We start from the raw sequence: 24155 nt of genomic DNA on the forward strand, positions 1-24155 counted from the left end.
TTTTAGACTATGAATGTATTTATAACAGCACTTTTAATAAAAATCATTTGCTAGATAAATGATTTTTAGGGTAATTGTTGCAACGGCAACTGTGTACACAACTCCACCATGGCTTTCCGGTAAACATCACGCTTGAAGTTCACCACTTGACCAAGAGGATACCAATAGCTAACCCACTGCCATTCGTCGAATTCGGGCGGGTCTGAGAGGTTTAACTGAATATTTTTTGCAGGCGCAGTTAACTTCAGTAAAAACCATTTTTGTTTCTGTCCGATACATACGGGGTCAGAGTCTGACCGAATGTACCGATGTGGCAAACGATAACGCAGCCATCCCTTGGTTTGCGCAATAATCTGGACATGTTCGGGCAATAAGCCGATTTCTTCTCTCAGTTCTCGAAAAAGTGCCTGTTCAGGTGTTTCTCCAAACTGGATGCCTCCTTGTGGAAATTGCCAAGCATTGTGACCAATGCGCTTTGCCCATAAAACCTGTCCATCATCGTTTGCCAAAATGATCCCGACATTGGGTCGGAAACCTTCTGAGTCGATCATTTGGCTACCTAAATATTTATCTATATCGTTGACTTTAATCGCGGGGACAAACACTTTTTTATGTCCAGCTCGAAAAGATCAAAGTAAAATGTTTAAATTGCTACGATCTTAACGAATTTCTATCGACTAGCGGAGATAGATTTACATTTTTTTTCTTAAATTTCAGTTTAAACGAGAATTTTCATGAAACTGGCGTTGTTTGATTTAGACCATACCTTGTTAAATACCGATTCAGACCACTCGTGGGGTGAATTTTTAGTCAACGAAGGTTTGGTTGATCCGGTTCATCATCGTCAGATGAATGATAAATTTTATGAAGATTACAAAGCTGGCCAACTTGACCCATATGCTTATAATGAATTCGTTTTCGGTTTCTTAACAAAGCATGACAATAGCTACTTAACAGAGCTTCACCAATTATTCATGCAAAAAGTGATTCGTCCACAAATGCGCCCTAAAGGTTTCGATGCGATTAAGAAACATCAAGACTTAGGTCATACCATTGTGGGTATTACGGCAACAAGTGATTTTATTACCGCGCCAATTTTCCGTGAATTTGGTATTACTGAAATTTTAGCGACCAATGCCGAAGTGGCTGATGGAAAATATACGGGTAAAGTTGCGGGCTTGGCATGTTATCAAAAAGGTAAACTTGCACGTCTTGATGACTGGTTAGCTGGACGTAGCGTCTCTGAGTCTTGGGCGTATTCAGATTCAATCAATGACCGTTTTTTACTTGAATATGCAACGCATGCGATTGCGGTAAATCCTGATGATCGTCTTGAAAAGTTAGCTCAAGAGCACAATTGGGAAATTCAGGACTGGTCGATTTAAGATTATTGAGTTGGAAGAGCTATGTATTAGATAAGCTCTTCCAACTCTTCATTCATTAGGTTTAAATTATTTTTTATATTTCTTGAAAATCCTAATCTCAAAATAAATATTGATAAGTTCAATAAAAAGAAATTTTAAAAATGAGGTAATTAATGTCAAAAACACCACAGATTAAATTACCAAAACAACTTTGGAATGAACAAAGTATTGATTTAACACGCCATCGCTATCAGGGGAAATTACTGAGTAAAAGTGAAGGCTTTAAATTAGGTAAAGCTCAACGTAAAAAAGTACCGCGTGAACAGTTGTCAAAGCTTTCTGAACGACCACAAGGTGCAACTGCCTTAACGATCTATGATTGGAGTAATCAAGGACGGTTAGAAAAACTTAAACCGATTCGTGCAAAAAGGATGAGTGTTTCACCATTTACATTTTATCGTGGCATGCCTTCTTTGATGCTATTTGACCAAGCATGGGAGCAGGTAAATACAGGTTTATTTCAACAAATTTGTGGTGATTGTCATTTAAGTAATTTTGGTGGTTTTGCAAGTCCAGAACGTAACCTGTTATTTGGAATTAATGATTTTGATGAAACTTTAGTTGCCCCGTTTGAATGGGACGTAAAGCGTTTAGCAACCAGTTTTGTGATTGCAGCACGTGATATTAATCTTGCAGATAAAGTGGGTTTAAGGGCAATTAAAATAATGCTGAATAGTTACCGTCAGCACTTATTAGAAAATGCGAAACTTTCACCCCTACAAGTTTGGTATGAAAAGATTGATGCCATTACCTTATTAGAAAATACTGAATGCGGAAAAATCAGAAAGAAAAGCGAAAAGGATATTGATTCGGCACAGAAAAAAACAGTGTATTCTGTTTTGCCGAAGCTTACCCAACAAGACCAAGGGACAGGATTGCGTCATTTTGTAGATGATCTGCCGTTATTATGGCACCCCAGTGCAGATGAACCATTTAGTAAAGATGTTGATGTATTCTTTCAACAATACCGTGATTCTTTGAAGTATGATCGCCAAGTACTTTTTGATCGTTATCAATGTACAGATGTGGCCTTTAAAGTGGTTGGTATTGGAAGTGTTGGTACACGATCAGCCATAGCATTATTTCAAGATGCAGATCGAGAACCGTTAATTTTACAAATGAAAGAAGCGAATCCATCAATTCTTAGTCCGTTATTTGTAGAAAAAGTAAATCACGAAGGTGAACGTGTAATACATGGACAGCAACTGATGCAGGCCGCAAGTGATATATTTCTTGGATTTTCTTCAATATCGAATCAACATTTTCATGTACGTCAGTTACGTGATATGAAAATCTCTTTTAATCTTAATGATATGGATGAGGAGTATTTCTATAAGTATGCTGAAGATTGTGGCTTGGCTTTAGCTCATGCCCATGCAAAATCTGGAAATGCAGATGTACTTATGGGATATCTTGGAGAGGGCGATACGATTATAGACGTATTGCAAACCTATGCAGAGGAATATGCAGAGCGTAATTTAAACGACTATCAGCAATTTATGAATGAAATTGCTGATAGTCGGATTCAGCTCGCTGGAGATGATGCGCTTTAATAAATTACTTAACTTTGCCAGTGGTATACCAAATATTTGGATTAGGGTTTTGTTGATGCCAAAGCTTGAATTGCGCCCGCCATTGTTGAAAGGGCTCCGATAACGTAGGGCGTGGATCATCACTTAAACTATAAGCCATGCCTTCTACTAGCCATTTAGGTTTAGTCAGCATTGCAATATTTCCCCATTCTTCGGCTTGTCGGTGATGAATAAGTTCATGGGTGATGTAGAAATTTTTCCAGCCACGCGGTGCAACCAATAACCCCAAATTACCAACTGCTTTCGCGGCTGCTTTTTCCATACCAAAGGTATTTGCACATTGTGGAGTTGAGCAAAAAACCATAGTGGGCTGTTGATGAAAAGCACCTACTTTATCTTGGGTTTCTTGTAATGCACGATTATAAAGTGTCTTTGCAAGAGGCTCTGTCTTTGGATTATCTACACAGACATGACCATCACAATGTAACAATGACAGATGATGGGCGAAAACAACACGTATCGGCTTAAACCAGATAAATGTAACTAGAACTAAGACAGCTAAAGTTACGAATCCGTATAAACCAATTTTAATTATCTTTGAATATTGATTCTTCACGATTATGAATCTTAAGTGAAAAGTGTAATGATAGTAGAGTAAAGGGTATATATTTACAGTATCATTTCCGATCAATATATGACTTTATTAATTAAAATAGCATGGCTAAAAACAGACGTACTAAAAATGAAAGCAGAAATAATTTCTTTGAAGAATTTATAGATCAGCTTATTACCGCTATTTTTGGTGAATTATTTATTTATATCATTGCCTTACTGTTTATGAGTGCAATTGGTGGAATTATTTTTGCTGCTATATTTTTCAGTTGGGGAGTTCTGTTTTTACTACTGCCTTTCGCAGTTTTGATTTATATCCTTTTTAAAAAATATAGTCATTAATACAGTTATTCCTGCATCATTTTAATCAACTCTTGCATAGCTCTAGATTGTGTACGTGCAGGATGCCATACCATACCTAGCTGTCGATTCATCTCGACATCTAAGTCAAGCTGTTGCATATCTTGATTCAGCAACGTTTTTGGTAGTACTGACCAACCTAAACCAATCGACACCAACATACGAATAGACTCAAGCGGGTTATTACTCATGGTGATTTTTGGTTTAAGTCCTTGTTTTTCAAACTCGGCCAAAGTGATTTGAGCTGTATAAGTTTGTGCGGCAGGCAGCAAACTTGGATATTCGATTAAGTCTTGTAAGGTCAAATTCTTTTGCTGAGCCAATGGATGAAATGGGGCAGCTACAAAAACTAAAGGGTCATTCCAGATGGTAATGTAGTTAAGACGCTCATCGCCTGAAGGTGGAAGTGTTAAAAATGCAAGTTCTAGATCACCAGCAAGAACCTGTTCGTGTGCTTGTTCAGAATCAACAAAATGCACGTCTAGAGTGACTTGTGGAAACTGTTGAACAAAGTGTTTAAGTGGGGCAGGTAAATGATGTAAACCGATGTGATGACTCGTTCCGATTTTTAAACGGCCTTGTATTTGCGTTTGTTCATGACTTAGTGTGTGGTGAATATCTTTAAGTTCATTTAACCAGTTTTTGACTTTTGGTAATAATGAATGTGCCGCATGAGTGGCTTGAACCCCACGTCCTGCCGACTCAAATAGCTTTACGCCGAAGTATTCTTCGAGGCTATGAATACGTTTGGTGACAGCAGGCTGGGTAATAAAGAGTTGATCTGCAGCCACAGAGATAGACCCTGTTTCCATAACTTTTACAAAAGCTTCAAAGGCTGCAAGATTCATAATACAACTCTACTTGGAATAGAAAAATCGAGAGAGGCTAAAGTCGCCAAGCCAAAATCGTATCATGCTTGCAGCTAAACGTTCTATAAACTTGTGATTTCGCGTATTAATCTTAACCTAAGCAGTTGTCTCTTTTTCGTCTAAAGTTGATATACGGCGGTCTTTTGCTGCCCATACTTTTTCATGAAAGAAAAATGCAAATGCTTGTACGGTTGGTTCTAACATACTTAAGGTTAAAGCCATCCAAATGTTACCTGTTACAAAGTACGCGACTAGCATTGCTACCGTAATATGCATAATGTAGTAACTTAAGGTTTTCTTTAATGTACGTTGGTTTTTTACAACGAATTTTTGAATATTAGCCATCATCATTCTCTCTACCTATATTTGATATTTTTAGTATAGAGATGAGAGTATAAGATTAAAAATGGATTATGCAAATGATAATCATTAACAAATCCGATTTATATATTTTGCGTGATATTAATAAATACGGGAATGATTCCTAAAAGTTTTCTAATTTATAAAAATGATAAATTAGATTTATGTGAAACTCTGGCTATAATCGAAGAAAGATTAGAATTACCCAGTCCAATGGAGCAAGACGACATGGCAGGCAAAACTTTATATGACAAATTGTGGGATGACCACGTAGTTACAGAGCGTGATGATGGTTCGTGCTTACTTTATATCGACCGTCATTTATTGCATGAAGTAACAAGTCCACAAGCATTTGAAGGTTTGCAACTTGCTGGTCGTCAACCGTGGCGTTTAAGCGCAAACGTGGCTACACCAGACCACAACGTTCCAACCTCTAAAAAAGAGCGAGATCAGGGCATTGCAGGTATTGAAGATGATACGTCTCGTATTCAAGTTCAAACCTTAGATGATAACTGTAAGGCTTTTAATATTGTTGAATTTGGTATTAATGACATTCGCCAAGGTATTGTGCATGTTGTTGGTCCTGAACAAGGCTTAACTTTGCCGGGCATGACGGTGGTATGCGGTGACTCGCATACAGCAACTCATGGTGCTTTTGGTTGTTTGGCGCATGGTATTGGGACATCTGAAGTTGAACACGTTTTAGCGACACAATGTTTGATTCAGAAAAAATCAAAAAATATGTTGGTTCGTGTTGATGGCGTTTTAGGTAAGGGCGTAACACCAAAAGATGTTGTGTTGGCAATCATTGCTAAAATTGGTACTGCTGGTGGTACAGGCTATGCAATTGAGTTCGGTGGTCAAGTTTTCCGTGATATGTCGATTGAAGGGCGTATGACGGTATGTAACATGGCGATTGAAGCTGGTGCTCGTGTTGGTATGGTTGCAGTTGATGGCAAAACTATTGAATATGTGAAAGGCCGTAGCTACGCACCAAAAGGCGAGCAATGGGAACAAGCAGTTGCTTACTGGGACACTTTGCATTCAGATGAAGATGCAGTGTTTGATGCAGTCGTTGAATTAAATGGCGCAGAGATCGAGCCACAAGTGTCTTGGGGTACTTCACCTGAGATGGTGATTCCAGTGTCGAAAGCTGTACCAACCTTAGAGCAAGCCAAAGATGACGTACAACGTAGTGACTGGACGCGTGCGTATCAATATATGGGTTTAAATGCAGGTCAAGCATTGGGTGATATTCAACTTGATCGTGTGTTTATTGGTTCTTGCACTAACTCACGTATTGAAGATATTCGTGCTGCTGCTGAAGTGGTTAAAGGTCGTAAAGTGGCTTCTAGCATTAAGCAAGCGATGATTGTTCCGGGTTCTGGTTTGGTTAAACAACAGGCAGAAAAAGAAGGTTTGGATAAAATTTTCTTGGAAGCTGGCTTTGAATGGCGTGAACCGGGTTGTTCAATGTGTTTAGCAATGAACGCAGACAAGTTACAACCGGGTGAACACTGTGCATCGACATCAAATCGTAATTTTGAAGGTCGTCAGGGTAATGGTGGTCGTACTCACTTGGTGAGTCCGGCAATGGCAGCTGCTGCTGCAATCGCGGGTCATTTTGTTGACGTTCGTTCATTTTAATTCGGTCTGGAGCAAACCATGAAAGCTTATACAGTTGAACAAGGTATCGTTGCACCATTAGATCGTGCCAATGTCGATACAGATTTAATTATTCCAAAACAGTTTTTAAAATCGATTAAACGTACTGGTTTTGGCGACAATTTATTTGATGAACTTCGCTATTTAGATGAAGGCTACCCTGGTCAAGATAATTCGGTACGTCCAAAAAATCCGGATTTCGTTTTGAATCAACCGCGTTATCAAGGTGCAACAGTTTTAATTGCTCGTACTAACTTTGGTTGTGGTTCAAGTCGTGAACATGCACCTTGGGCATTAAACGAATATGGTTTCCGTACTGTTATTGCACCAAGTTTTGCGGATATTTTCTTTAATAACTGTTTTAAAAACGGCATGTTGCCAGTCATTTTGCCTGAGAACATTGTTGATCAGTTATTTAAAGAATGTGCTGCGAATGAAGGTTATCAATTAACTATTGATTTAGCTGCGCAAGAAGTTCGTACACCAAATGGTGAAGCATTTAAATTCGAGGTAGATCCATTTCGTAAGCATTGCTTGTTAAATGGCTTGGATGATATTGGTTTAACTCTTCAAAATGCGGATGCAATTCGCGCTTATGAAGAAAAAACTAAACAGGTTCGTCCTTGGGTATTCCAAGAGATAAATTAACCTTTTGGTACATTTTAAACATAGTCATGGCGTCGTGTTCAAACTCTTGCTAACATGCTAAAGCATAACAACAGCTTAAAATTATGCACTAGATGAGGATTGGGCTTGAACAATGAAGAGGAACGTTACTCATAGCTTTTTGTTGGGCCTGTGCGCAATAACACTAAGTGCTTGTCAGAGCACTCATAATGTAGTTGATACTGTTCGTATTAAGCAGGCTGAACAAGAACATTTGGGGCAAAATGCAGCAATATATTGTTCGGGCGCAAAAAGTTGCGAATTTGAACGGCTAAATGATATTACTGTTGTTGATGCACAGACACGTAGAATTAGTAATCAGGCAATTCATCAAGGAATTGTAAGATTAAATGGTTCGGTGTTGAGTCAAAGCAATAGCTTGTATCTATCTGTGCCTGCGAAACAATATGAAGTGGTGATTCGTTACTATCCGATTTCTCCAGATCGGGCAGAAACGATCCATGTTATTCACCAATTCAAAGCTAATCATCGCTATATGTTTAAAATGTACCGAGACAAATCTAACCGTTCGGGTAGTTTGCTCAATGTTTCTGTACCAGATCCATTATGTGTTGACTTAGAGCAGGATGGGCGTGTAATTCGCCGTTTTTGTCGACCATTTGATGTAACCACAGGACTCGGTGAATTTCTCGAACAGAAAAAACTAACACCACGACAGTCATAACGCTGTCTTGTCTTTGAAAATGGAAAACTTCATGTCTAAACAGATTTTAATTTTGGCTGGTGATGGAATTGGTCCTGAAATTGTTGGGGCAGCAGAAAAAGTATTAAATAAAGTAAATGAAAAATTTAATTTGTCGTTGACTTGGGAACATGGCCTATTGGGTGGCGCAGCGATTGATGCTCATGGTGAACCGTACCCAGCTGTAACAAGCGAGCAAGCAAAGAAAGCTGATGCCATTTTATTAGGTGCCGTTGGCGGACCAAAATGGGACACTATTGAACGCTCTATTCGCCCTGAACGTGGTCTTTTAAAAATTCGTAGTGAACTTAACTTGTTTGCTAACTTGCGCCCAGCGATTTTATACCCACAATTAGCCGATGCTTCTAGCTTAAAGCCTGAGATTGTTGCTGGTTTAGATATTTTAATTGTTCGTGAATTAACTGGTGGTATCTACTTTGGTCAGCCACGTGGTATTCGTGAACTCGAAAATGGTGAAAAACAAGGCTATAACACTGACGTTTATTCTGAAAGTGAAATTAAACGCATTGCAAAAGTGGCTTTTGAACTTGCAGGATTACGTGGCGGTAAAGTGTGTTCTGTAGATAAAGCAAACGTTTTAGAAGTGACAGAGCTTTGGAAGCAAACGGTTACTGACTTACAGCAAGCGAACTATCCAAATATTCAGCTTTCACATATGTATGTGGACAATGCTGCCATGCAACTTGTACGTGCACCTAAACAGTTTGACGTAATCGTTACAGGCAACTTGTTTGGCGATATCTTATCTGACGAAGCAGCAATGCTTACAGGCTCAATTGGTATGTTGCCATCAGCTTCTTTAGATGAAAGTGGCAAAGGCATGTATGAACCTTGTCATGGTTCGGCGCCTGATATTGCAGGTCAAAATGTGGCAAACCCATTAGCAACGATTCTTTCTGTTGCAATGATGCTTCGTTATACCTTCCGTGAAGAAGCTGCTGCTAAAGCAATTGAAGATGCAGTAGGGCAAGTACTTGATCAAGGTTTCCGTACAGCCGATATTATGTCTGAAGGCATGACTAAAGTAGGTACAGCCGAGATGGGTGCAGCAGTTGTTGCTGCTCTTGCTTAATCGCTACTTTGGTAAAAAACGCAGCTTGAAGCTGCGTTTTTTATTGTCGAAAGGTTTTAACAGGCTTTGCCCTGATATTGGATTGATTCAGCAATGTCATTTTTAAGCTGAAAAATAACTTTGCAACTAAAATTAACATCGTAAGAATTGCTTCCTAAAGACCCCGATTGAATAGGGACTGGATTACCACCCATTTCAACATTGCTCACCATAGGAATGGGAATACTTAATGGCCGTAAAATTGTGTAGATGAGTTGATTTGATGTTTTCTGTGGAACATGAGCAATTTGAAAACCAAGACCGCGTAAGTTTAGTTCTTGTTGAATGGTGGTCGAAGATTTGCCCAGAAAGCCTTTTAAATATTCCTGTAAGTCGACAGATTGGCGTGGGACATTTGCACAACCGTTAAAATGAATAAGTATCACTGAGAGTAAGCTTATTCGACATAGGGTCTGTATATTCATTTTTCTCTCTATCACATTATATTTATTATTAGATAACGGTAGGTTGGATTGCCTAGCTTGTAAAGGGAAAAAGGAAGTTTATGATAAATGGAGAATGAGTTTATCTAGGAATTCATACTCATATCCAAAAGGCTTTATAATTATTTTGCAAAAAACTTAAGGAAAACATGATGAAAAAAATACTTTTAGCATTTTTATGCAGCTTTGGAGTAACAGCGGTATATGCCGATAATTGTGACACTACTCGTAATACTTATGATGATATTTACTGTACAAATAAAATCTATGCGAGTGCTGATGCAGACCTGAATAAAAACTATCAGGCATTAAGAGCAAAATTGAATACAGCGCAACGAAGTACGCTTAAGAAGTCTCAGCTTGCTTGGATACGTCAACGTGATGCTGAATGTACAGATTCAAATAGAAATAGTGTAGACGTGCAATGCCGTTTACAGACAACGCAAGAAAGAAACCATTGGCTGCAAGAAAGATTGCGTGAATGCCAAACAGTTGGATGTAAAACCAGTCGATTAAGTGAATAAATAACGCAATAAAAAAGCCACTTCATGATGTGGCTTTTTTGCATTCACTAATTAGCGAGCACGGTACGTAATACGACCTTTAGTTAAGTCATATGGAGTCATTTCGACTTTCACACTGTCGCCAGTAAGAATACGGATATAGTGTTTACGCATTTTACCAGAAATGTGTGCAATAACTTCGTGACCGTTTTCAAGACGTACACGGAACATCGTATTAGGAAGCGTTTCGGTGACAACGCCTTCGAACTCAATGAGTTCCTCTTTATTGGCCATAGCCTACCTGATGATCAAATTGGAAAGGCGCAAATTATAGTCAATTTATTTAAAAAAAACAAGATAGACATCTTCTTGTTAAAGCATCTGGTTAAACTATGACTAGTAAAAAAAGATGCAATTTTTTTCACAAAACAACTCTAATTCTGTTGTCAGTTTGGTCAATCAACGCTAATCTAAAATCATAGTTATTAGGGACTGTTCATGAAAAAAGAGTCAACAGCTCCTAAGTATCAATGAAGTATCTACATGGAAGGGCACTGCGTGGGTCAGCTAACAGATGCATCAGTTGTATTACGTTTTGGCTATCAAGCAATTCGTCGTGCAGGATTGCCAACAGAAGAAATATTAACTAAAGCGGGAGTCGCTTTAAATCAGGTCGATACTAATGCACGTACTCCGTTAAGTGCACAGTATGCCTTTTGGACTGCAGCTCAGGAAGTCAGTAAAGATCCAGACATCGGTTTGCATTTAGGTGAACATTTGCCTTTATACCGCGGTCAGGTGATTGAACATTTATTCATTAGTAGTGAAACCTTTGGTGAAGGGCTTAAGCGAGCTTTGGCTTACCAACGTCTAATTAGTGATGCATTCGATGCAAAACTGGTGGTTGAAGATGGACGCTGCTATTTGACTAATGGTGAGCAAGTGGGAGCCGACAACCTTGTAAATCGTCATTTTTCAGAATGTGCGATTTCTGGTGTGCTTCGATTCTTCAAATTTATTACTGAAGGGCAGTTTCATCCTATCTTCATCGATTTTAACTTTAGTGAAGGTGCTTCGGAGGACGAATATTTCCGAGTTTATGGCTGTCCGGTAAGTTTAGGGCAAAAAGAAACAAGACTATATTTTGACCCTGCCATTTTAGACTTCCAGCTTTGGCAAGCAGAGCCTGAACTATTGCAATTGCATGAGCAGCTCGCAATTGAAAAGTTACAAGAACTTGCTCGTTATGATTTAGTGGGTGAAGTTCGTCGTGCTATTGGTTCGACACTTGAAAGTGGAGAAACCACGCTAGAAACTGTAGCAGCTCAATTAAATATTACACCGCGCCGTTTACGGACACAGTTAAGCGAAGCAAATACTAGTTTCCAGCAAATACTTTCTGACTATCGCTGTCGTTTGGCTAAAAAACTTTTGGCAAATACCAGTGAGAGCGTGGAGCGTATTGTGTATTTAACGGGTTTCTCTGAACCAAGTACGTTCTATCGTGCGTTTAAACGATGGACCAATGAAACACCAGTTGAGTACCGTAAGCGTAAACAACACCGTTAATAAAAATGGGTTAAGCCTACTCAGGTAGGTTTAACCAATGTGGCCCAAGTGGTGGCTGTGGCAAGTCAAATTGCTCAGGGTAATAACATTGAATAAAGTAGAGGCCGTCAGGCGGAGCAGTGACTCCTGCCGCTTTACGATCTTGTGCCGCAAACATCGCATCGATATGGTCTATTTCATACATACCTTGACCAATTTCGAGTAAGCATCCGACAATATTGCGTACCATATGGTGTAAAAAACCATCTGCTTGAATATCTAAGACCAAGTAGCGACCATGTTCAAATAGACGGCAATGCGTTACATGTCGTACAGGCTTATTGGACTGGCATGCTGCTGCGCGAAAGGTTTCAAAGTTATGCGTACCTTCAAATTTACTGGCAGCTTTAATCATCTTTTGCACATCTAGCTGTTGGTAAATGTGCGTAACCTGTTTATGTAAGAGGGCTGGTCGACACGGAGCGTTATAAATAACATAGCGGTAACGTCGAGCAGTCGCCTTAAAGCGTGCATGAAAATTTTCATCCATCACTTTAATCCACTGAATGGAAATATCTTTAGGTAACTGGCTATTTGCTCCTCTTAACCATCCCGTTTCTGGTCGAATGGCATTCGTATCGAAATGTGCCACCATATTGGTTGCATGTACACCTGCATCTGTTCTACCCGCACCATGAAGTGCAATAGGTTCATCTGCAATTTTGCTGAGTACACGCTCAATCGTTTCCTGAACGCTGGCAACGCCTGGCTGTTGTGTTTGCCAACCTCGATATTGAACTCCGCTAAACTCAATACCGACCGCATAACGTTGCATAGCTTTACCTCTATTTAATGCAAATTTTCATTCCAATGGCTGAGCCATTGTTCTGGGGTTGGGTATTTTAAATAGATTTGAAGTGCTTTTGCATAAAGATCTGCATGACTATGTGCATCATTAATGACAATTTTTGCAGTTTTTGCCCAAGCACTAATTGCATAACGTTGGTCAATGCCGCCAAAGGTCACTTGTGTCGCCAAGATTGGAACACAACCATGAGCATACAGTTCATCTAAGGTTGCCAATAGTTCAGGGTTTACTGCGATATTGCCTGTACCAAAGCCTTGTAACACCAAAAAGTGCGGTGGGGCAGAAAGTAAGTGACGTAACTGTTGTACCAAGTGCTGTGTTGCAATCGGTTGCATCATCCAGTTTAAAATTTGGAATGAAGCTGCTTTTTCAATTTGAGCATCTTGTACGATCAATTCATTTTGCTGAGGCGTAAACTCAGCTTCACTACTTAAACCTGAAAATGCATCGAGTTCAGTTGTATGCGTTTTTAAAGCAGTTTGTGCATGGAATACTTGATGATGGAATGCAAGATATGCACCACCTACAGGTAGGGCAATCACTTGTTCTAATGCAAGATATAAGTTCTCAATTGCATCAGTAAATTCACGAGTATTATCACCTTGAACATTGAGTAACGGGTATTGGCTACCAGTAATCACAATATGACAGCTTTGGCCTAAAAAGCGGGCTAGGGTTGCAGCCGCATAACTGAGCGTATCTGTACCGTGAATAACAACGAAATGTTGATAGCCTTCAAGTTGTAGTTGTTGTATGCGTTGAATGAGGCGTAACCAATCAGGTGCAGTACATGCACTGCTATCGACAATATTAGGTGCAGCGAAGCAGTCGACTGTTAAGTGTGGGGGAATCACTTTTTCAAGTTGAGGCAAGAATTGGTCATAAGGCATCGGAGCTAAAGGTTCACCAATGCAACCAAAAGTACCACCCATATAAAATAAGGCTATTTTTTTCATATTTTTGCAGGCATAAAAAAGCAGTCATCTCTGACTGCTTATGGTAAATCGAACAGTTCTAAGAAGCTATGCGATTAAGTAGGTTTTTCGCATGTTGTTGTTGTTCTGTGTTGAATTTTTGCTCATCAGCCTGTAGTAAATTGCGTGCTGCTTGGTTCGCTCCAAACTTAATGTATTGCTCAGCCAACTTTAAGTCGAGCTCACTTTCATTTACTTGTTTTAATTCTGGAAAAGCTTCTAGAAGTGGATCTTCTATTTGAGCTTGCGTAACTGCTTCATTGACTACATCTATAGGGTTTTGAGTTTCAAGCTCTGGTGCTGTAACTAACGTAGGCTCATCTAACGAAAACTCAAGTGGTGCGATCGAAGTTGCTTCTAATGGCGCTTGTTCTACGAGTGTAAATTCATCTAATGATGTAGCTTGTTCAACAGATTTCGTCTCTGAACTTGAAGGATTTAAGTCAAGGTTGAAATCTAATGCATTGACGCTACTCTCTTGATCTGCTTTTACCTCTACTGCTTGAGTTTTTTCCTCAGTTTCATGCTGAGGGGCCAAGTCAAAAGAAAACTCTAAATCAGCTAGCTCATTTGTTTCCTTAGATGACGATACTTCTGGTTCTTGCGGAGAATTTGATACTTCTGGTTCTATAGGTTGGCTGGTATTTTCTGTAGCCGCAGTTTTTTCGAATGAAAAGTTAAATTCTAACGGTTCAACTTCAACAGCAGGTTCTTGTTTTACCGGTGTATAGTCTTTCTGCAAGTCATCAAAAGAAGCTTCAGAAGAACTTGTTGTTAACTGGTCAAACTGAGCTGTTGTATCAGGTGTATTTTTTGGCTCTTCATACGTTTGAGCCTGAGGAAAATCAATAGCATCAGGTTGTCTTGAAGACTCATATTCTTTTTGTCTTGCTTCTGCTTTAATTGCGATTTCATTTAATGCCAAGCTGCGAATGTGGCTAATAAGTTGTTGAATCGCAAATTCATCTTTTTGAGCAATATGAACTTCAAGAAGTAATAAATACAATTCGTGTTGGGTATTGTCTTTCTTTAGTGCCTGATTGACTTGAGCTTCGGCCGCAGAAAACTGTTTTTCTTGAATGAGTTGTAGAATATTTTGACGAACAGCTTCTGGTACCGGACTACTTTGTGGAAGCGCAGGAGCGACTTCTTCAACTACACTGGCTTTACTTTTTTCGCGAGAGCTTTTACTCGATTTGGCGCTCGCTTTTTTACCTGCTTTTTTACTTATACTTTTTGAGGAGGTGGTCTCTTGTTTTTGGCCATTCTCACGCTTTTTTAAAACAACGGCGACCACGAGTAATATGATAAACGGAATCACATATAACATTACTTTCCCCTTAAAAAATAAAATTTTGCAATATAAAGCGAGCTAACTCTGGTTTTAACTTAATGTTTTTGCTTGTGAGTTCGTTGCTGTGCTTGTAACTGCTGTTGTAACTCTGCCAAACGCGCATTCAGAAGTTGAATACGTTGGTCTTTTAAACTTAAAGTTTGATTTAGTTTGGTTACATTCCTTTGTAATGTAACGGTTTTTTCTCGAGTTGTCATAACTTTTACTGCTAACTCAGTATTGTTTTGACCTTGTTGTGTGCTCTTTTTTGCACTTCCATGAGTAGAATTTGGGCTGTTCTCTGCCACAATGCTCATTTCAGCTTGTTGTAAACGATATTTAGCTCTGCCAGAAGATGGTTTTGCTAAGTTGGCTTCACTCGATTTAGGTTTTGGATGTGAAGCTTTAGCTGTATTTGCTGCTGTTAAGTTTAGTGAAATTCCCTGACGTAAACGGTTTACATCACCTTGAATAAACGCATGTCGGTTTTGAGCTTGGATATCTCGCATGACTTTAGACACAGGTTGTTTGGTCTGTGCTGCAATACGATTAGCAATAGTCCATAAAGACTCATTCCGTTGTACGACATATTTACCTGTAGGTGCTGGGCCTTTATAGGTGCTGATTTTTTGCTTTTTCGGTGTACTTTTACTTAATACATTTTTGTGTTGAGCAGGCTTAGCTTGGGCTGCTTTTTTGACTGTAGTTGTTTGATTGTCATTGCTTGGTTTAAGAGGCGCAGATGGCTGTTTTTCTACAGCAGATGGCTGCTCAGTACTCATTGCTGCGATAGTTTGCTGTGGCGCTTGAGTCGAAGGTTTTTCGGTAAAAGGTGTCGCAGGAGCAGAACTATTTAAAGCCGGAGCAGATCCGGTGCTAATGTTTAGATTACGTTCATTAGCTGGAGTTTCGGCTACGGTTGTTGCTGTCTCAGCAGGTGTGTATCGAGTACTTTCAGGTAAGTTTAACGCGATGTCTTTTTCATTTACGATAAATTGCGGTGAAAGTGGACTTTCGTTAGCAGCGACCTTTTTTATAGGCGATGGCTTTAAAACGGTTTTAATATGTTGAAGACGAGTTGCATTACCTTCACTGACTTTTACGACAATGTTCAGTTCAGGATCAATAATAGGACGAGATGAGGTAATTACAATAACACCAGAACCTTGGCCATTTTGTCGCGTATAAAAATTCAAGTTACCAGGAGGTTGATGAGTGACTCCTAAACCATTGAGATCTTCTTGCGTGGCTAAACTGACTTGCAAGGGCGTATTTGGATCGGCTTGCTGAAAATTCATTTCTGCATACAGTAATTCCCCAGGCGCAGATTGAATTTGAATAGGATCTAATGTAATCGCATAAACAGAAGGCGAAGACATAATGGTGAAAATGGCAATTTTTAATTTGTTATATGCAGTCATCTCAATCCATGACCTGATCAGTCGTAAAGTCGTTCAAAATTATACAATAATGAAATGTAAATAAATTGTTAATTTTTCACAAACCAGTTACGAAAAAGCCGATCAAATGTGATCGGCTTTTTGTTTTGACTGAATGATTCAGGTCAAATTATGAGCTTTTGTATTCTACTAAAATACGTAACATACGACGTAAAGGTTCAGCAGCACCCCAAAGTAGCTGATCGCCTACTGTGAATGCACCGAGATACTCTTTACCCATATTGAGTTTACGTAAACGGCCTACAGGTACAGTTAAGGTACCAGTCACAGCTACAGGTGTAAGATCAGTCATAGATGCTTCACGTGTATTTGGTACAACTTTAGCCCACTGGTTTGAGTTACGAATCATATCTTCGATCTCATCAAGCGGAACATCTTTTTTCAGTTTGATGGTTAATGCTTGAGAGTGGCAACGCATTGCACCGATACGCACACAGTGACCATCAATAGGAACGATTTGAGAGTTACCTAAAATCTTGTTGGTTTCAACTTGACCTTTCCACTCTTCTTTAGATTGACCGCTTTCAAGCTGTTTATCAATGTAAGGAATTAATGAACCAGCAAGTGGCACACCAAAGTTCGCAGAAGGGAAACCTTCACCACGTTGTAGCTCAGCAACTTGGCGGTCAATATCAAGAATTGCAGATTTAGGATCATCTAACAATGTCTTGGTATTGTTGTATAAATAACCCATACCTGTTAACAACTCACGCATGTTTTGCGCACCAGCACCTGATGCTGCTTGATAAGTCATAGCAGTCATCCACTCAACCAAATTGTTTTGGAAAAGTGCGCCTACGCCCATCAACATAAGTGATACTGTACAGTTACCACCCACGAAAGTTTTAGTACCTTTCGCTAAACCATCTTTAATCACGTTAAGGTTAACTGGATCAAGAACGATGATTGCATCATCAGACATACGTAAAGTAGATGCAGCATCAATCCAGTAGCCATCCCAACCAGTTGCTTTTAACTGTGGGAAAACTTCAGACGTGTAGTCACCACCTTGGCAGGTAATAATGACATCCATTTGCTTCAGACTATTAATGTCTGTAGCTTCCATAAGTGCTGGGGCAGTCTTACCACCAAATGAAGGAGCTTCACCACCTGCATTACTGGTAGAGAAGTAGAATGGCTCAATATGAGCAAAATCATTCTCTTCAACCATACGTTGCATAAGGACGGAACCGACCATCCCGCGCCAACCGACCAGACCTACTTTCATGTCATTTTGCCTCGGTGCGTTAAAATTGTTAGGGGGAGTTGAGTGTATCAAAAGTGCTCACAACTGCAAGCGTTACAGAATCAAAACAGCAATTTTATTGAGTAGAATATCTTGTTTATGTTACATACAAAATTGATAAAGATGACAAAAACATTAAAAAACAAATCATCTTAAAAGAGTAATTTCAATGATTTATATCGAAGTTCTATCTGTAGTGGTGATTTGGTTGACTTTCTGGTCACTTATTCCTCGTGATGAATGGTGGTTTAGAGGGGCTGATTTTCCGCGGCTACAAATTCTATTTATTGGCTTAATTGCTCTAATTGGTATGTTGTTTTGGCCGGATGAATGGAATATCGGGCGTGAGATTTTGCTTGCGGTGCTCATCGCGGCAATTGCTTATCAGCTTAAAATGGTTTTACCTTATACATTGTTTTGGAAAAAGCAGGTTAAAAAAGTCAAACAACAGCAAATAGATCCCAAAAAGCAAATTTCACTTATCGTTTCCAATGTGCTCATGCCTAATGATAAATATCATTTGCTTCTTGAACATGTGCGGTCACTCAAACCTGACTTACTTCTTACTTTAGAAACAGATAAAACGTGGGAAAATGCTTTAAAAGAAATTGAAGCGGATTACCCTTACCGTGTGCCTGTACCTCTCGATAACTTATATGGCATGCATTTATATAGTCGACTACCGCTTAAAAATGTTGAGGTCAAATTCATTTTAAGTGATGAAATTCCTTCTATCCATACCACCGTTATCTTACGTTCTGGGATGCCTGTTCAGCTCTACTGTTTACATCCAAAACCGCCTAGTCCAACTGAAGCAAAAGATTCAACACTACGAGATGCAGAGCTTTTGATTGTTGGAGATCAAATTAAGGATTTAGATGAAAGTTGTATTGTGATGGGGGATTTAAACGATGTAGCGTGGTCACGGACAACCCGTTTATTTCAGCGTATTAGTGGGTTGCTCGACCCGCGAGTTGGGCGACATTTTATAAATACTTTTCATGCAGACTATCCTTTATTACGCTGGTCACTCGACCATATCTTTCACAGTACAGACTTTGGTTTGGTAAAAATGCAGCGTTTACCTCATATTGGATCAGATCATTTTCCTGTCTACGTCGTTTTACAAACAGGACGAATATTTGAAGAGATTCAAGAAGAAATAGAGCAAACTCAAGATGATGAAGAGGAAGCTCAAGCTGCGATACAAGAAGGTATTGCTAAAGCTGAAAAAGAAGAAAAAATAGTAACTGATGAAATTGCGGAGCCTTATAAAGAGAAAAGTATATAAAAATAAGTTGTAAGCAATATCGTACAAAGATTTGAGTCTAGGTCCAATAGGCAGGGGAATCTAAAACCCGTATTCTACATTCATCGGCACACGGAAGCGGGAATGGATAATCCCAAGTAAGGATGCACTAAGCTGATATGGAACGACATCACGGATACGATGTTAGAACGGAAGCGATAAAAAGAATTATATACCCTGAAAGCACAACCTCATTTACCCGAGTTTTGCAGGACGCAGAACTCGGGTTGATATTTATATAAATACCATTTAATTAATTGTAAATTAAAGAAATTTTTTTAAGGTTATCTTAATTTTAAAATCTATTTAATATAGGTAGTAGTTCTTAAATTTTTTTATATATCAAAGCTTTTTTCGATGAAAATAGATACAAAAATTTTTTTTGTTAAGTTTTTGTTTTTATAGATTATTGAGGAATAAATATAGGCTTTGGTCTATTTAGACATAAATTGGACTTGTTTAATTGGCAAATCTCAATAGAATGTGCCGATCGTTGACATGTTGGATCGTCAACAGGCATTGTTGTTTACTTCGCCGGATCGGCGGGTTGTGATTTGCTTGTGTATTTAAATTTCTGTTTGGAAATTACTGCACATATTGAGGTTTCACTATAAGAATAGTGTTCTTCTCCCTCTCATATTTGATACTTTGCGGTGCATAAGGATTGTCTTATGAAGAATTTTAAATTTAGCCTTGCGTGGCAAATTTTAATTGCTTTAATCCTAGGGATAGTTGTCGGGGCTGTTTTACATAACCAGCCTGAAATCAAAGATAGTATTGTAACTAATGTTCTTACTCCATTAGGTAAGATCTTTATTAGCCTGATTAAAATGATTGTTATTCCAATCGTTTTCTCTACATTGATTTTAGGTATTGCTGGTGTTGGCAGTACAAAAAGTCTAGGGCGTCTTGGTTTTAAAACCATTCTCTATTTCGAAATTATTACTACTATTGCTATTTTAGTTGGCTTGGTTGCAGCGAATATCTTCCATCCAGGTTCAGGCATTGATATGTCTCAACTGGTTCAAACTGATATTTCTCAATATAAGCATACAACTGAAGAAGTACAGTCACAGTCTCATGGCATCATGCAGACAATATTATCGCTTATCCCAACGAACATTATTAGTTCAATGGCGCATGGCGAAATGTTACCTGTGATTTTCTTTGCTGTGCTTTTTGGTATTGGCTTATCTTCATTGCCAGCTACGACGAAAGATCCGCTATTAAATGTATTTCATGCTATCTCGGAAACAATGTTCCGTGTGACGCACATCATCATGAAATATGCGCCAGTGGGTGTATTTGGTTTAATCGCTGTAACTGTTGCAAACTTCGGTTTCGCTTCACTTATTCCATTAGGTAAATTGGTTGTATTGGTTTACGGTGCAATCTTGTTCTTTGCTTTAGTGGTACTTGGTTTAACTGCAAAAATGTTCAGCATCAATATCTTTACATTGTTTAAGATTTTGAAAGATGAATTAATCTTGGCATATTCGACTGCAAGTTCGGAAACAGTTTTACCGCGTATTATGCAAAAAATGGAAGCTTACGGTGCGCCAAAAGCGATTTCTAGTTTTGTAATCCCAACAGGTTATTCATTTAACCTTGACGGTTCTACGCTTTACCAAAGTATTGCAGCAATCTTTATTGCACAGCTTTACGGTATCGAAATGTCAATCAGCCAACAAGTTATTTTGGTTGTAACACTAATGATTACTTCTAAAGGTATCGCAGGTGTTCCTGGCGTATCATTCGTTGTGTTATTAGCGACATTAGGTAGTGTTGGTATTCCTGTAGAAGGCTTAGCATTTATTGCTGGTGTTGACCGTATCATGGATATGGCTCGTACTGCGTTGAACGTTGTAGGTAACGCGCTTGCGGTACTTGTAATCAGTAAGTGGGAAAAACAATATGACTATGAAAAAGCTGCTGCTTATGAAGCAACATTTAAATAAGACTGCTTTCTTTTAGTTGTAAAAAACCCGCGATCATCGCGGGTTTTTTTATTACGTTATTTCAATACACTTTGATATAGCTCAAGGGTCTGGTCGCACATATCTTTTAAACTGAACGTTGCCACAGGAGCGACTGTTTGAGGTTGTTCAATATGATGTTTTACTGTTTCGACTAAGGCTTTTTCATTTTCAGCTTCAACAAGACCTTGTGGATATACATTCGATAAAATCTCTGCAACACCTCCACGGTTCCAGCCAATCACCGGTGTACCGACTGAGAGTGCTTCTAATGCTGTTCTACCGAATGTTTCTGCTTGATTGGATAGAGAGAGCACGATGTCGCTAAAAGCGAGCCATTCGCGTATATCTGAGCGATGTCCTACAAAGGTGATCTTATCTGCGAGACCTTTGTTTTGAATGGTGCTTTGCAGCTCACTTAAATAGGCTTGTTTTTTAGCATTGGCTCCACCTACAACCACAGCATGTAGTTGAGGATATTGCGACTGAAGTTGTTGCATCAACTCAATTAGGCTTTCATGTCCTTTTAAACGTGTAATACGGCCAGGCAAGCATAGTAAAAATTTATTTTCGAGTTCAGGAAAGTCATTAAAAACTTGATTAAACCACTGTGCTGAGGGTTGGTAGTTATGCGGGAAAGCAGCTGGATCAATTCCTCGATAAATCCGGACAATATCTTGAGGTGGACAGTTTTTATAATGGTCAGTGATGTATTTAACTACACTGTCAGAAACGGCAATTACTTTTTCAGCTTGAGTCATAATCGCACTATAACGATTAACTGAATAGAAACCATGTACTGTGCTAATGAGGTGAGGACGTTTATTTGCTGGTATTCCTTTTAAGGCAAAATGAGTAAGCCAAGCTGGCACACGTGAGCGGACATGAACAATATCGGGTTGATGCTCTTCAATAAGTCGACGTAAAGGGCGAATTTGCCATAAACTCGATAAAGATTTTTTATGAATCGGTAGCGTTAAGTGTTTAGAGCCCTCGGCTTCAAGTTGAGACACTAACCGTCCGCCATTTGATACAACTAAAGATTGGTGGCCTTGTGCAACTAGTGCACGTGCAATTTCCAGTGTGCCGCGTTCTACGCCACCGCTATTGAGTTCTGGGAGAAGTTGCATCACTTTCATTGTTTTTTGCCTTATACATTCATAAAAGATGGATGATCTACAGATACATCATTTCAAACTAAATCATTATCCGGAATTTACTATCGTGATAGCGACATGGATGTCGCTGTTTCGCTGTGTTACATGGAAGTAACATCAGCGGAACAAAGGATTTTTGCTTACTTTTTATCCCTAAAAAGTAAGGTCTGCCTATTCGAAAGTATTTGAATTTCACTTTAAATTGAGGCTATGCCTACTACTAATTTAAAATCATTACAGCTTTATCTTAATAGATCTCTTCATATCCTTCAGGACGTGTCTTAAAGCGACGGTGAAACCACATATATTGAGTTGGTGCGATACGAAGCTGATTCTCAATAATCTTATTTACACGGGTTGCATCATCAACTTCATCGTCACTTGGCATATTGTCGACTGCAGGTTCAATCAAGATATGATATTTAGGGTTCTGTACATCGCCATGACGATAAAAATATAAAGGGACAGCAACCGCTTTCGAGATTTTTAATAAACGACGATGCGCGGTTACTGTGGCCGCAGGAACTCCAAAAAATGGTGCCATAACGCCTTGTTTGAGGCCGAAGTCTTGATCGGGGCTATACCAAATTGCATCACCATCTTTAAGTTGGCGAATTAAGCCACGCATATCATCATGATCGATTTGTGCTTTGTAAATGGTTGCTCGACAGCGATAAATTAGCATGTCGAGTAGGGGATTATTTTGAGGACGATATACAACATCTGGCTCAAAATACTGAGCACATACATAACCACCAGCATCAAGCAAAGTACTGTGAGTTCCCAGTAATAAAACGCCTTTGCCTTGTGCTTGAGCATTGGTAATGTGTTCTAAGCCTTCAATCGTGACACGGTTTTTAAACCAGTACGGCTTATACCAAGCGTTTAAGGTCTCAAAAATACCAAGCATCATATCTACAAAAACTTGTTTTGCTTGTTGCTGTACTTTTTCAGATGACCATTCGGGAAAGCAAACTTCTAAATTACGAATAGTGGTTTTGCGACGAGATTTTAAATATTTCCAAGCGATATTTGCTAACCCGTGAGCCAAACGCCATTGAATCGCCCACGGTAAAATAGCCAAAAGCATGAGGAAAGTAATCGCAATCCATACACCCCAATATTTGGGTAATAAAAAGGACCACTGAAACTCACCGGGCGTATAAGGCTGCTTTTGGCTCATAACGATATAAAAAATTTAAAAAGTTAAAACTGCCAAAAGTGTATCACGAACTGAATTTATCGTCGTAATACACAGGAGTAAATTGAAGGTTTAGAGCTGGTAAAGAAGAATAAACTAAGTTATCGGCGGTGTTCTAAAAGAATACGAACAGCGAGTCCGGCTAATACCGTCCCCATAATCCAGCGTTGGATGCTTGCCCAAAGCGGTTTTTGTTGTAGAAAGAGCGCAATGCTACCTGCAGAAAACACAATCAGTGCATTGACTGAAACACTTACAAAAATTTGTATGGTTCCGAGTTGAATAGACTGCGCTAAAATACTGCCTTGTTGTGGGTGAATAAACTGTGGCAATAAAGACAAATACATAATCGCAATTTTAGGATTAAGTAAATTTGTCAAAAAGCCCATTAAAAATAATTTTAATGGTGAATCGATAGATAAGTCTTTTACACTGAAAATAGGCGCAGCATTTGGACGTAATGCTTTCCATGCAAGCCAGAGTAAATATATGGCACCGGCAATCCGAATTGTGTCATAAGCATATGGAACTGCAACCACAAGCGCTGTGATCCCGAAAGAAGCGCAGAGCATATAAAATACAAAACCAACCGCAACACCGCCGAGGGAAATAAAACCTGCGAGTTTGCCCTGACTAATGGAACGAGAGATAAGATAAATCATGTTTGGACCTGGGGTGAGTACCATCGCCAAGCAAATGAGTCCGAATGCCAAAATTTGAGAGAGATCTAGCACGGAAATATCCTTAAATATTATTATACTGATAGGTATATCATAATTGTTTTGTATACAGCGAAACTTTATTCATTGTCTTT

Annotated in this window: 25 protein-coding genes; 11 read left to right on the forward strand and 14 right to left on the reverse strand. The window is 39.1% G+C overall.

Annotated elements, in window-relative coordinates; translation table 11 throughout:
- Positions 1–65: 65 nt before the first annotated feature.
- Positions 66–551: an RNA pyrophosphohydrolase gene (locus tag RMA95_RS02615; protein WP_019458019.1), complete on the reverse strand. Its 486-nt coding sequence runs from the start codon at positions 549–551 to the stop codon at positions 66–68.
- A 183-nt stretch (positions 552–734) separates the two neighbouring features.
- Between RMA95_RS02615 and RMA95_RS02620 the strand changes: the two genes are divergently transcribed.
- Positions 735–1385 (forward strand): HAD family phosphatase, encoded by a 651-nt coding sequence (locus tag RMA95_RS02620; RefSeq protein ID WP_032048122.1) that lies wholly within the window; start codon positions 735–737, stop codon positions 1383–1385.
- A 152-nt stretch (positions 1386–1537) separates the two neighbouring features.
- Positions 1538–2977, forward strand: a complete 1440-nt coding sequence (locus RMA95_RS02625) for a DUF2252 domain-containing protein (protein ID WP_311069516.1) — start codon at positions 1538–1540, stop codon at positions 2975–2977.
- A 4-nt stretch (positions 2978–2981) separates the two neighbouring features.
- Here RMA95_RS02625 and RMA95_RS02630 read toward each other — a convergent pair whose 3' ends face one another.
- A complete protein-coding gene (locus RMA95_RS02630) occupies positions 2982–3578 on the reverse strand; it encodes a hypothetical protein (protein ID WP_311069612.1) in 597 nt (198 codons plus the stop codon).
- 95 nt (positions 3579–3673) lie between these two features.
- Here RMA95_RS02630 and RMA95_RS02635 point away from each other — a divergent pair, with 95 nt between their 5' ends.
- Entirely contained in the window at positions 3674–3910 is a 237-nt protein-coding gene (locus tag RMA95_RS02635; RefSeq protein WP_191012537.1) for a hypothetical protein, read from the forward strand.
- Positions 3911–3915: 5 nt separating this feature from the next.
- Here the strand turns inward: RMA95_RS02635 and RMA95_RS02640 are convergent, their stop codons facing one another.
- Both RMA95_RS02640 and RMA95_RS02645 read right to left on the reverse strand, forming a co-directional pair.
- On the reverse strand, positions 3916–4776 hold the full coding sequence (locus RMA95_RS02640; protein WP_039250306.1) for a LysR family transcriptional regulator: 861 nt from the start codon (positions 4774–4776) through the stop codon (positions 3916–3918).
- Positions 4777–4893: 117 nt separating this feature from the next.
- Positions 4894–5148, reverse strand: coding sequence for a DUF2061 domain-containing protein (locus RMA95_RS02645; RefSeq protein WP_311069517.1), 255 nt, complete (start codon positions 5146–5148; stop codon positions 4894–4896).
- Between the two features lie 237 nt (positions 5149–5385).
- Here RMA95_RS02645 and leuC point away from each other — a divergent pair, with 237 nt between their 5' ends.
- The 4 genes from leuC (at position 5386) to leuB (ending at position 9284) form a co-directional block, all read left to right on the forward strand.
- On the forward strand, positions 5386–6804 hold the full coding sequence (leuC, locus tag RMA95_RS02650) for a 3-isopropylmalate dehydratase large subunit (RefSeq protein WP_311069518.1): 1419 nt from the start codon (positions 5386–5388) through the stop codon (positions 6802–6804).
- A gap of 18 nt (positions 6805–6822) precedes the next feature.
- Positions 6823–7470, forward strand: a complete 648-nt coding sequence (gene leuD / locus RMA95_RS02655; RefSeq protein ID WP_004698920.1) for a 3-isopropylmalate dehydratase small subunit — start codon at positions 6823–6825, stop codon at positions 7468–7470.
- 112 nt (positions 7471–7582) lie between these two features.
- A complete protein-coding gene (locus tag RMA95_RS02660) occupies positions 7583–8173 on the forward strand; it encodes a hypothetical protein (protein ID WP_086495924.1) in 591 nt (196 codons plus the stop codon).
- 31 nt (positions 8174–8204) lie between these two features.
- Positions 8205–9284: a 3-isopropylmalate dehydrogenase gene (leuB, locus tag RMA95_RS02665; protein WP_077164956.1), complete on the forward strand. Its 1080-nt coding sequence runs from the start codon at positions 8205–8207 to the stop codon at positions 9282–9284.
- A 56-nt stretch (positions 9285–9340) separates the two neighbouring features.
- Here the strand turns inward: leuB and RMA95_RS02670 are convergent, their stop codons facing one another.
- Positions 9341–9748 (reverse strand): hypothetical protein, encoded by a 408-nt coding sequence (locus RMA95_RS02670; RefSeq protein WP_311069519.1) that lies wholly within the window; start codon positions 9746–9748, stop codon positions 9341–9343.
- A gap of 167 nt (positions 9749–9915) precedes the next feature.
- Between RMA95_RS02670 and RMA95_RS02675 the strand changes: the two genes are divergently transcribed.
- Complete coding sequence (locus RMA95_RS02675) at positions 9916–10290, forward strand: lysozyme inhibitor LprI family protein (RefSeq protein ID WP_081400361.1); 375 nt, start codon at positions 9916–9918, stop codon at positions 10288–10290.
- A 51-nt stretch (positions 10291–10341) separates the two neighbouring features.
- Here the strand turns inward: RMA95_RS02675 and infA are convergent, their stop codons facing one another.
- The gene (infA, locus tag RMA95_RS02680; protein WP_001284370.1) at positions 10342–10563 is read right to left on the reverse strand and encodes a translation initiation factor IF-1; all 222 of its coding nucleotides are present in this window, start codon (positions 10561–10563) and stop codon (positions 10342–10344) included.
- 264 nt (positions 10564–10827) lie between these two features.
- On the opposite strand from infA, the gene RMA95_RS02685 reads away from it, so the two are divergent.
- Positions 10828–11838, forward strand: a complete 1011-nt coding sequence (locus RMA95_RS02685; RefSeq protein ID WP_004710706.1) for an AraC family transcriptional regulator — start codon at positions 10828–10830, stop codon at positions 11836–11838.
- 16 nt (positions 11839–11854) lie between these two features.
- On the opposite strand, the gene truA is transcribed toward RMA95_RS02685, so the two are convergent.
- The 5 genes from truA to asd all read right to left on the reverse strand — a co-directional run bounded on the left by truA (position 11855) and on the right by asd (position 17680).
- The gene (truA, locus tag RMA95_RS02690; RefSeq protein WP_039250315.1) at positions 11855–12652 is read right to left on the reverse strand and encodes a tRNA pseudouridine(38-40) synthase TruA; all 798 of its coding nucleotides are present in this window, start codon (positions 12650–12652) and stop codon (positions 11855–11857) included.
- Positions 12653–12666: 14 nt separating this feature from the next.
- Positions 12667–13641, reverse strand: a complete 975-nt coding sequence (locus RMA95_RS02695; RefSeq protein WP_311069520.1) for an asparaginase — start codon at positions 13639–13641, stop codon at positions 12667–12669.
- A gap of 58 nt (positions 13642–13699) precedes the next feature.
- On the reverse strand, positions 13700–14989 hold the full coding sequence (locus RMA95_RS02700; protein WP_311069521.1) for a hypothetical protein: 1290 nt from the start codon (positions 14987–14989) through the stop codon (positions 13700–13702).
- Positions 14990–15048: 59 nt separating this feature from the next.
- Entirely contained in the window at positions 15049–16413 is a 1365-nt protein-coding gene (locus RMA95_RS02705; protein WP_311069522.1) for a hypothetical protein, read from the reverse strand.
- 148 nt (positions 16414–16561) lie between these two features.
- Positions 16562–17680, reverse strand: a complete 1119-nt coding sequence (asd, locus tag RMA95_RS02710; RefSeq protein ID WP_311069523.1) for an aspartate-semialdehyde dehydrogenase — start codon at positions 17678–17680, stop codon at positions 16562–16564.
- Between the two features lie 187 nt (positions 17681–17867).
- Between asd and RMA95_RS02715 the strand changes: the two genes are divergently transcribed.
- Both RMA95_RS02715 and gltP read left to right on the forward strand, forming a co-directional pair.
- Complete coding sequence (locus RMA95_RS02715) at positions 17868–18989, forward strand: endonuclease/exonuclease/phosphatase family protein (RefSeq protein WP_311069524.1); 1122 nt, start codon at positions 17868–17870, stop codon at positions 18987–18989.
- Positions 18990–19678: 689 nt separating this feature from the next.
- Positions 19679–20965 carry a glutamate/aspartate:proton symporter GltP gene (gene gltP, locus RMA95_RS02720; RefSeq protein ID WP_087605936.1) on the forward strand — a complete coding sequence of 429 codons (1287 nt, stop codon included), beginning with the start codon at positions 19679–19681 and terminating at the stop codon, positions 20963–20965.
- Between the two features lie 56 nt (positions 20966–21021).
- Here the strand turns inward: gltP and RMA95_RS02725 are convergent, their stop codons facing one another.
- The 3 genes from RMA95_RS02725 to RMA95_RS02735 all read right to left on the reverse strand — a co-directional run bounded on the left by RMA95_RS02725 (position 21022) and on the right by RMA95_RS02735 (position 24075).
- A complete protein-coding gene (locus RMA95_RS02725; protein WP_311069525.1) occupies positions 21022–22122 on the reverse strand; it encodes a glycosyltransferase family 4 protein in 1101 nt (366 codons plus the stop codon).
- A 265-nt stretch (positions 22123–22387) separates the two neighbouring features.
- Positions 22388–23323 carry an LpxL/LpxP family Kdo(2)-lipid IV(A) lauroyl/palmitoleoyl acyltransferase gene (lpxL, locus tag RMA95_RS02730; RefSeq protein WP_311069526.1) on the reverse strand — a complete coding sequence of 312 codons (936 nt, stop codon included), beginning with the start codon at positions 23321–23323 and terminating at the stop codon, positions 22388–22390.
- Positions 23324–23442: 119 nt separating this feature from the next.
- On the reverse strand, positions 23443–24075 hold the full coding sequence (locus RMA95_RS02735; protein ID WP_304456513.1) for a LysE family translocator: 633 nt from the start codon (positions 24073–24075) through the stop codon (positions 23443–23445).
- Between the last annotated feature and the right edge of the window lie 80 nt (positions 24076–24155).

The sequence above is a fragment of the Acinetobacter sp. V110_1 genome (assembly GCF_031798975.1).
Lineage (GTDB): Bacteria > Pseudomonadota > Gammaproteobacteria > Pseudomonadales > Moraxellaceae > Acinetobacter > Acinetobacter nosocomialis_A.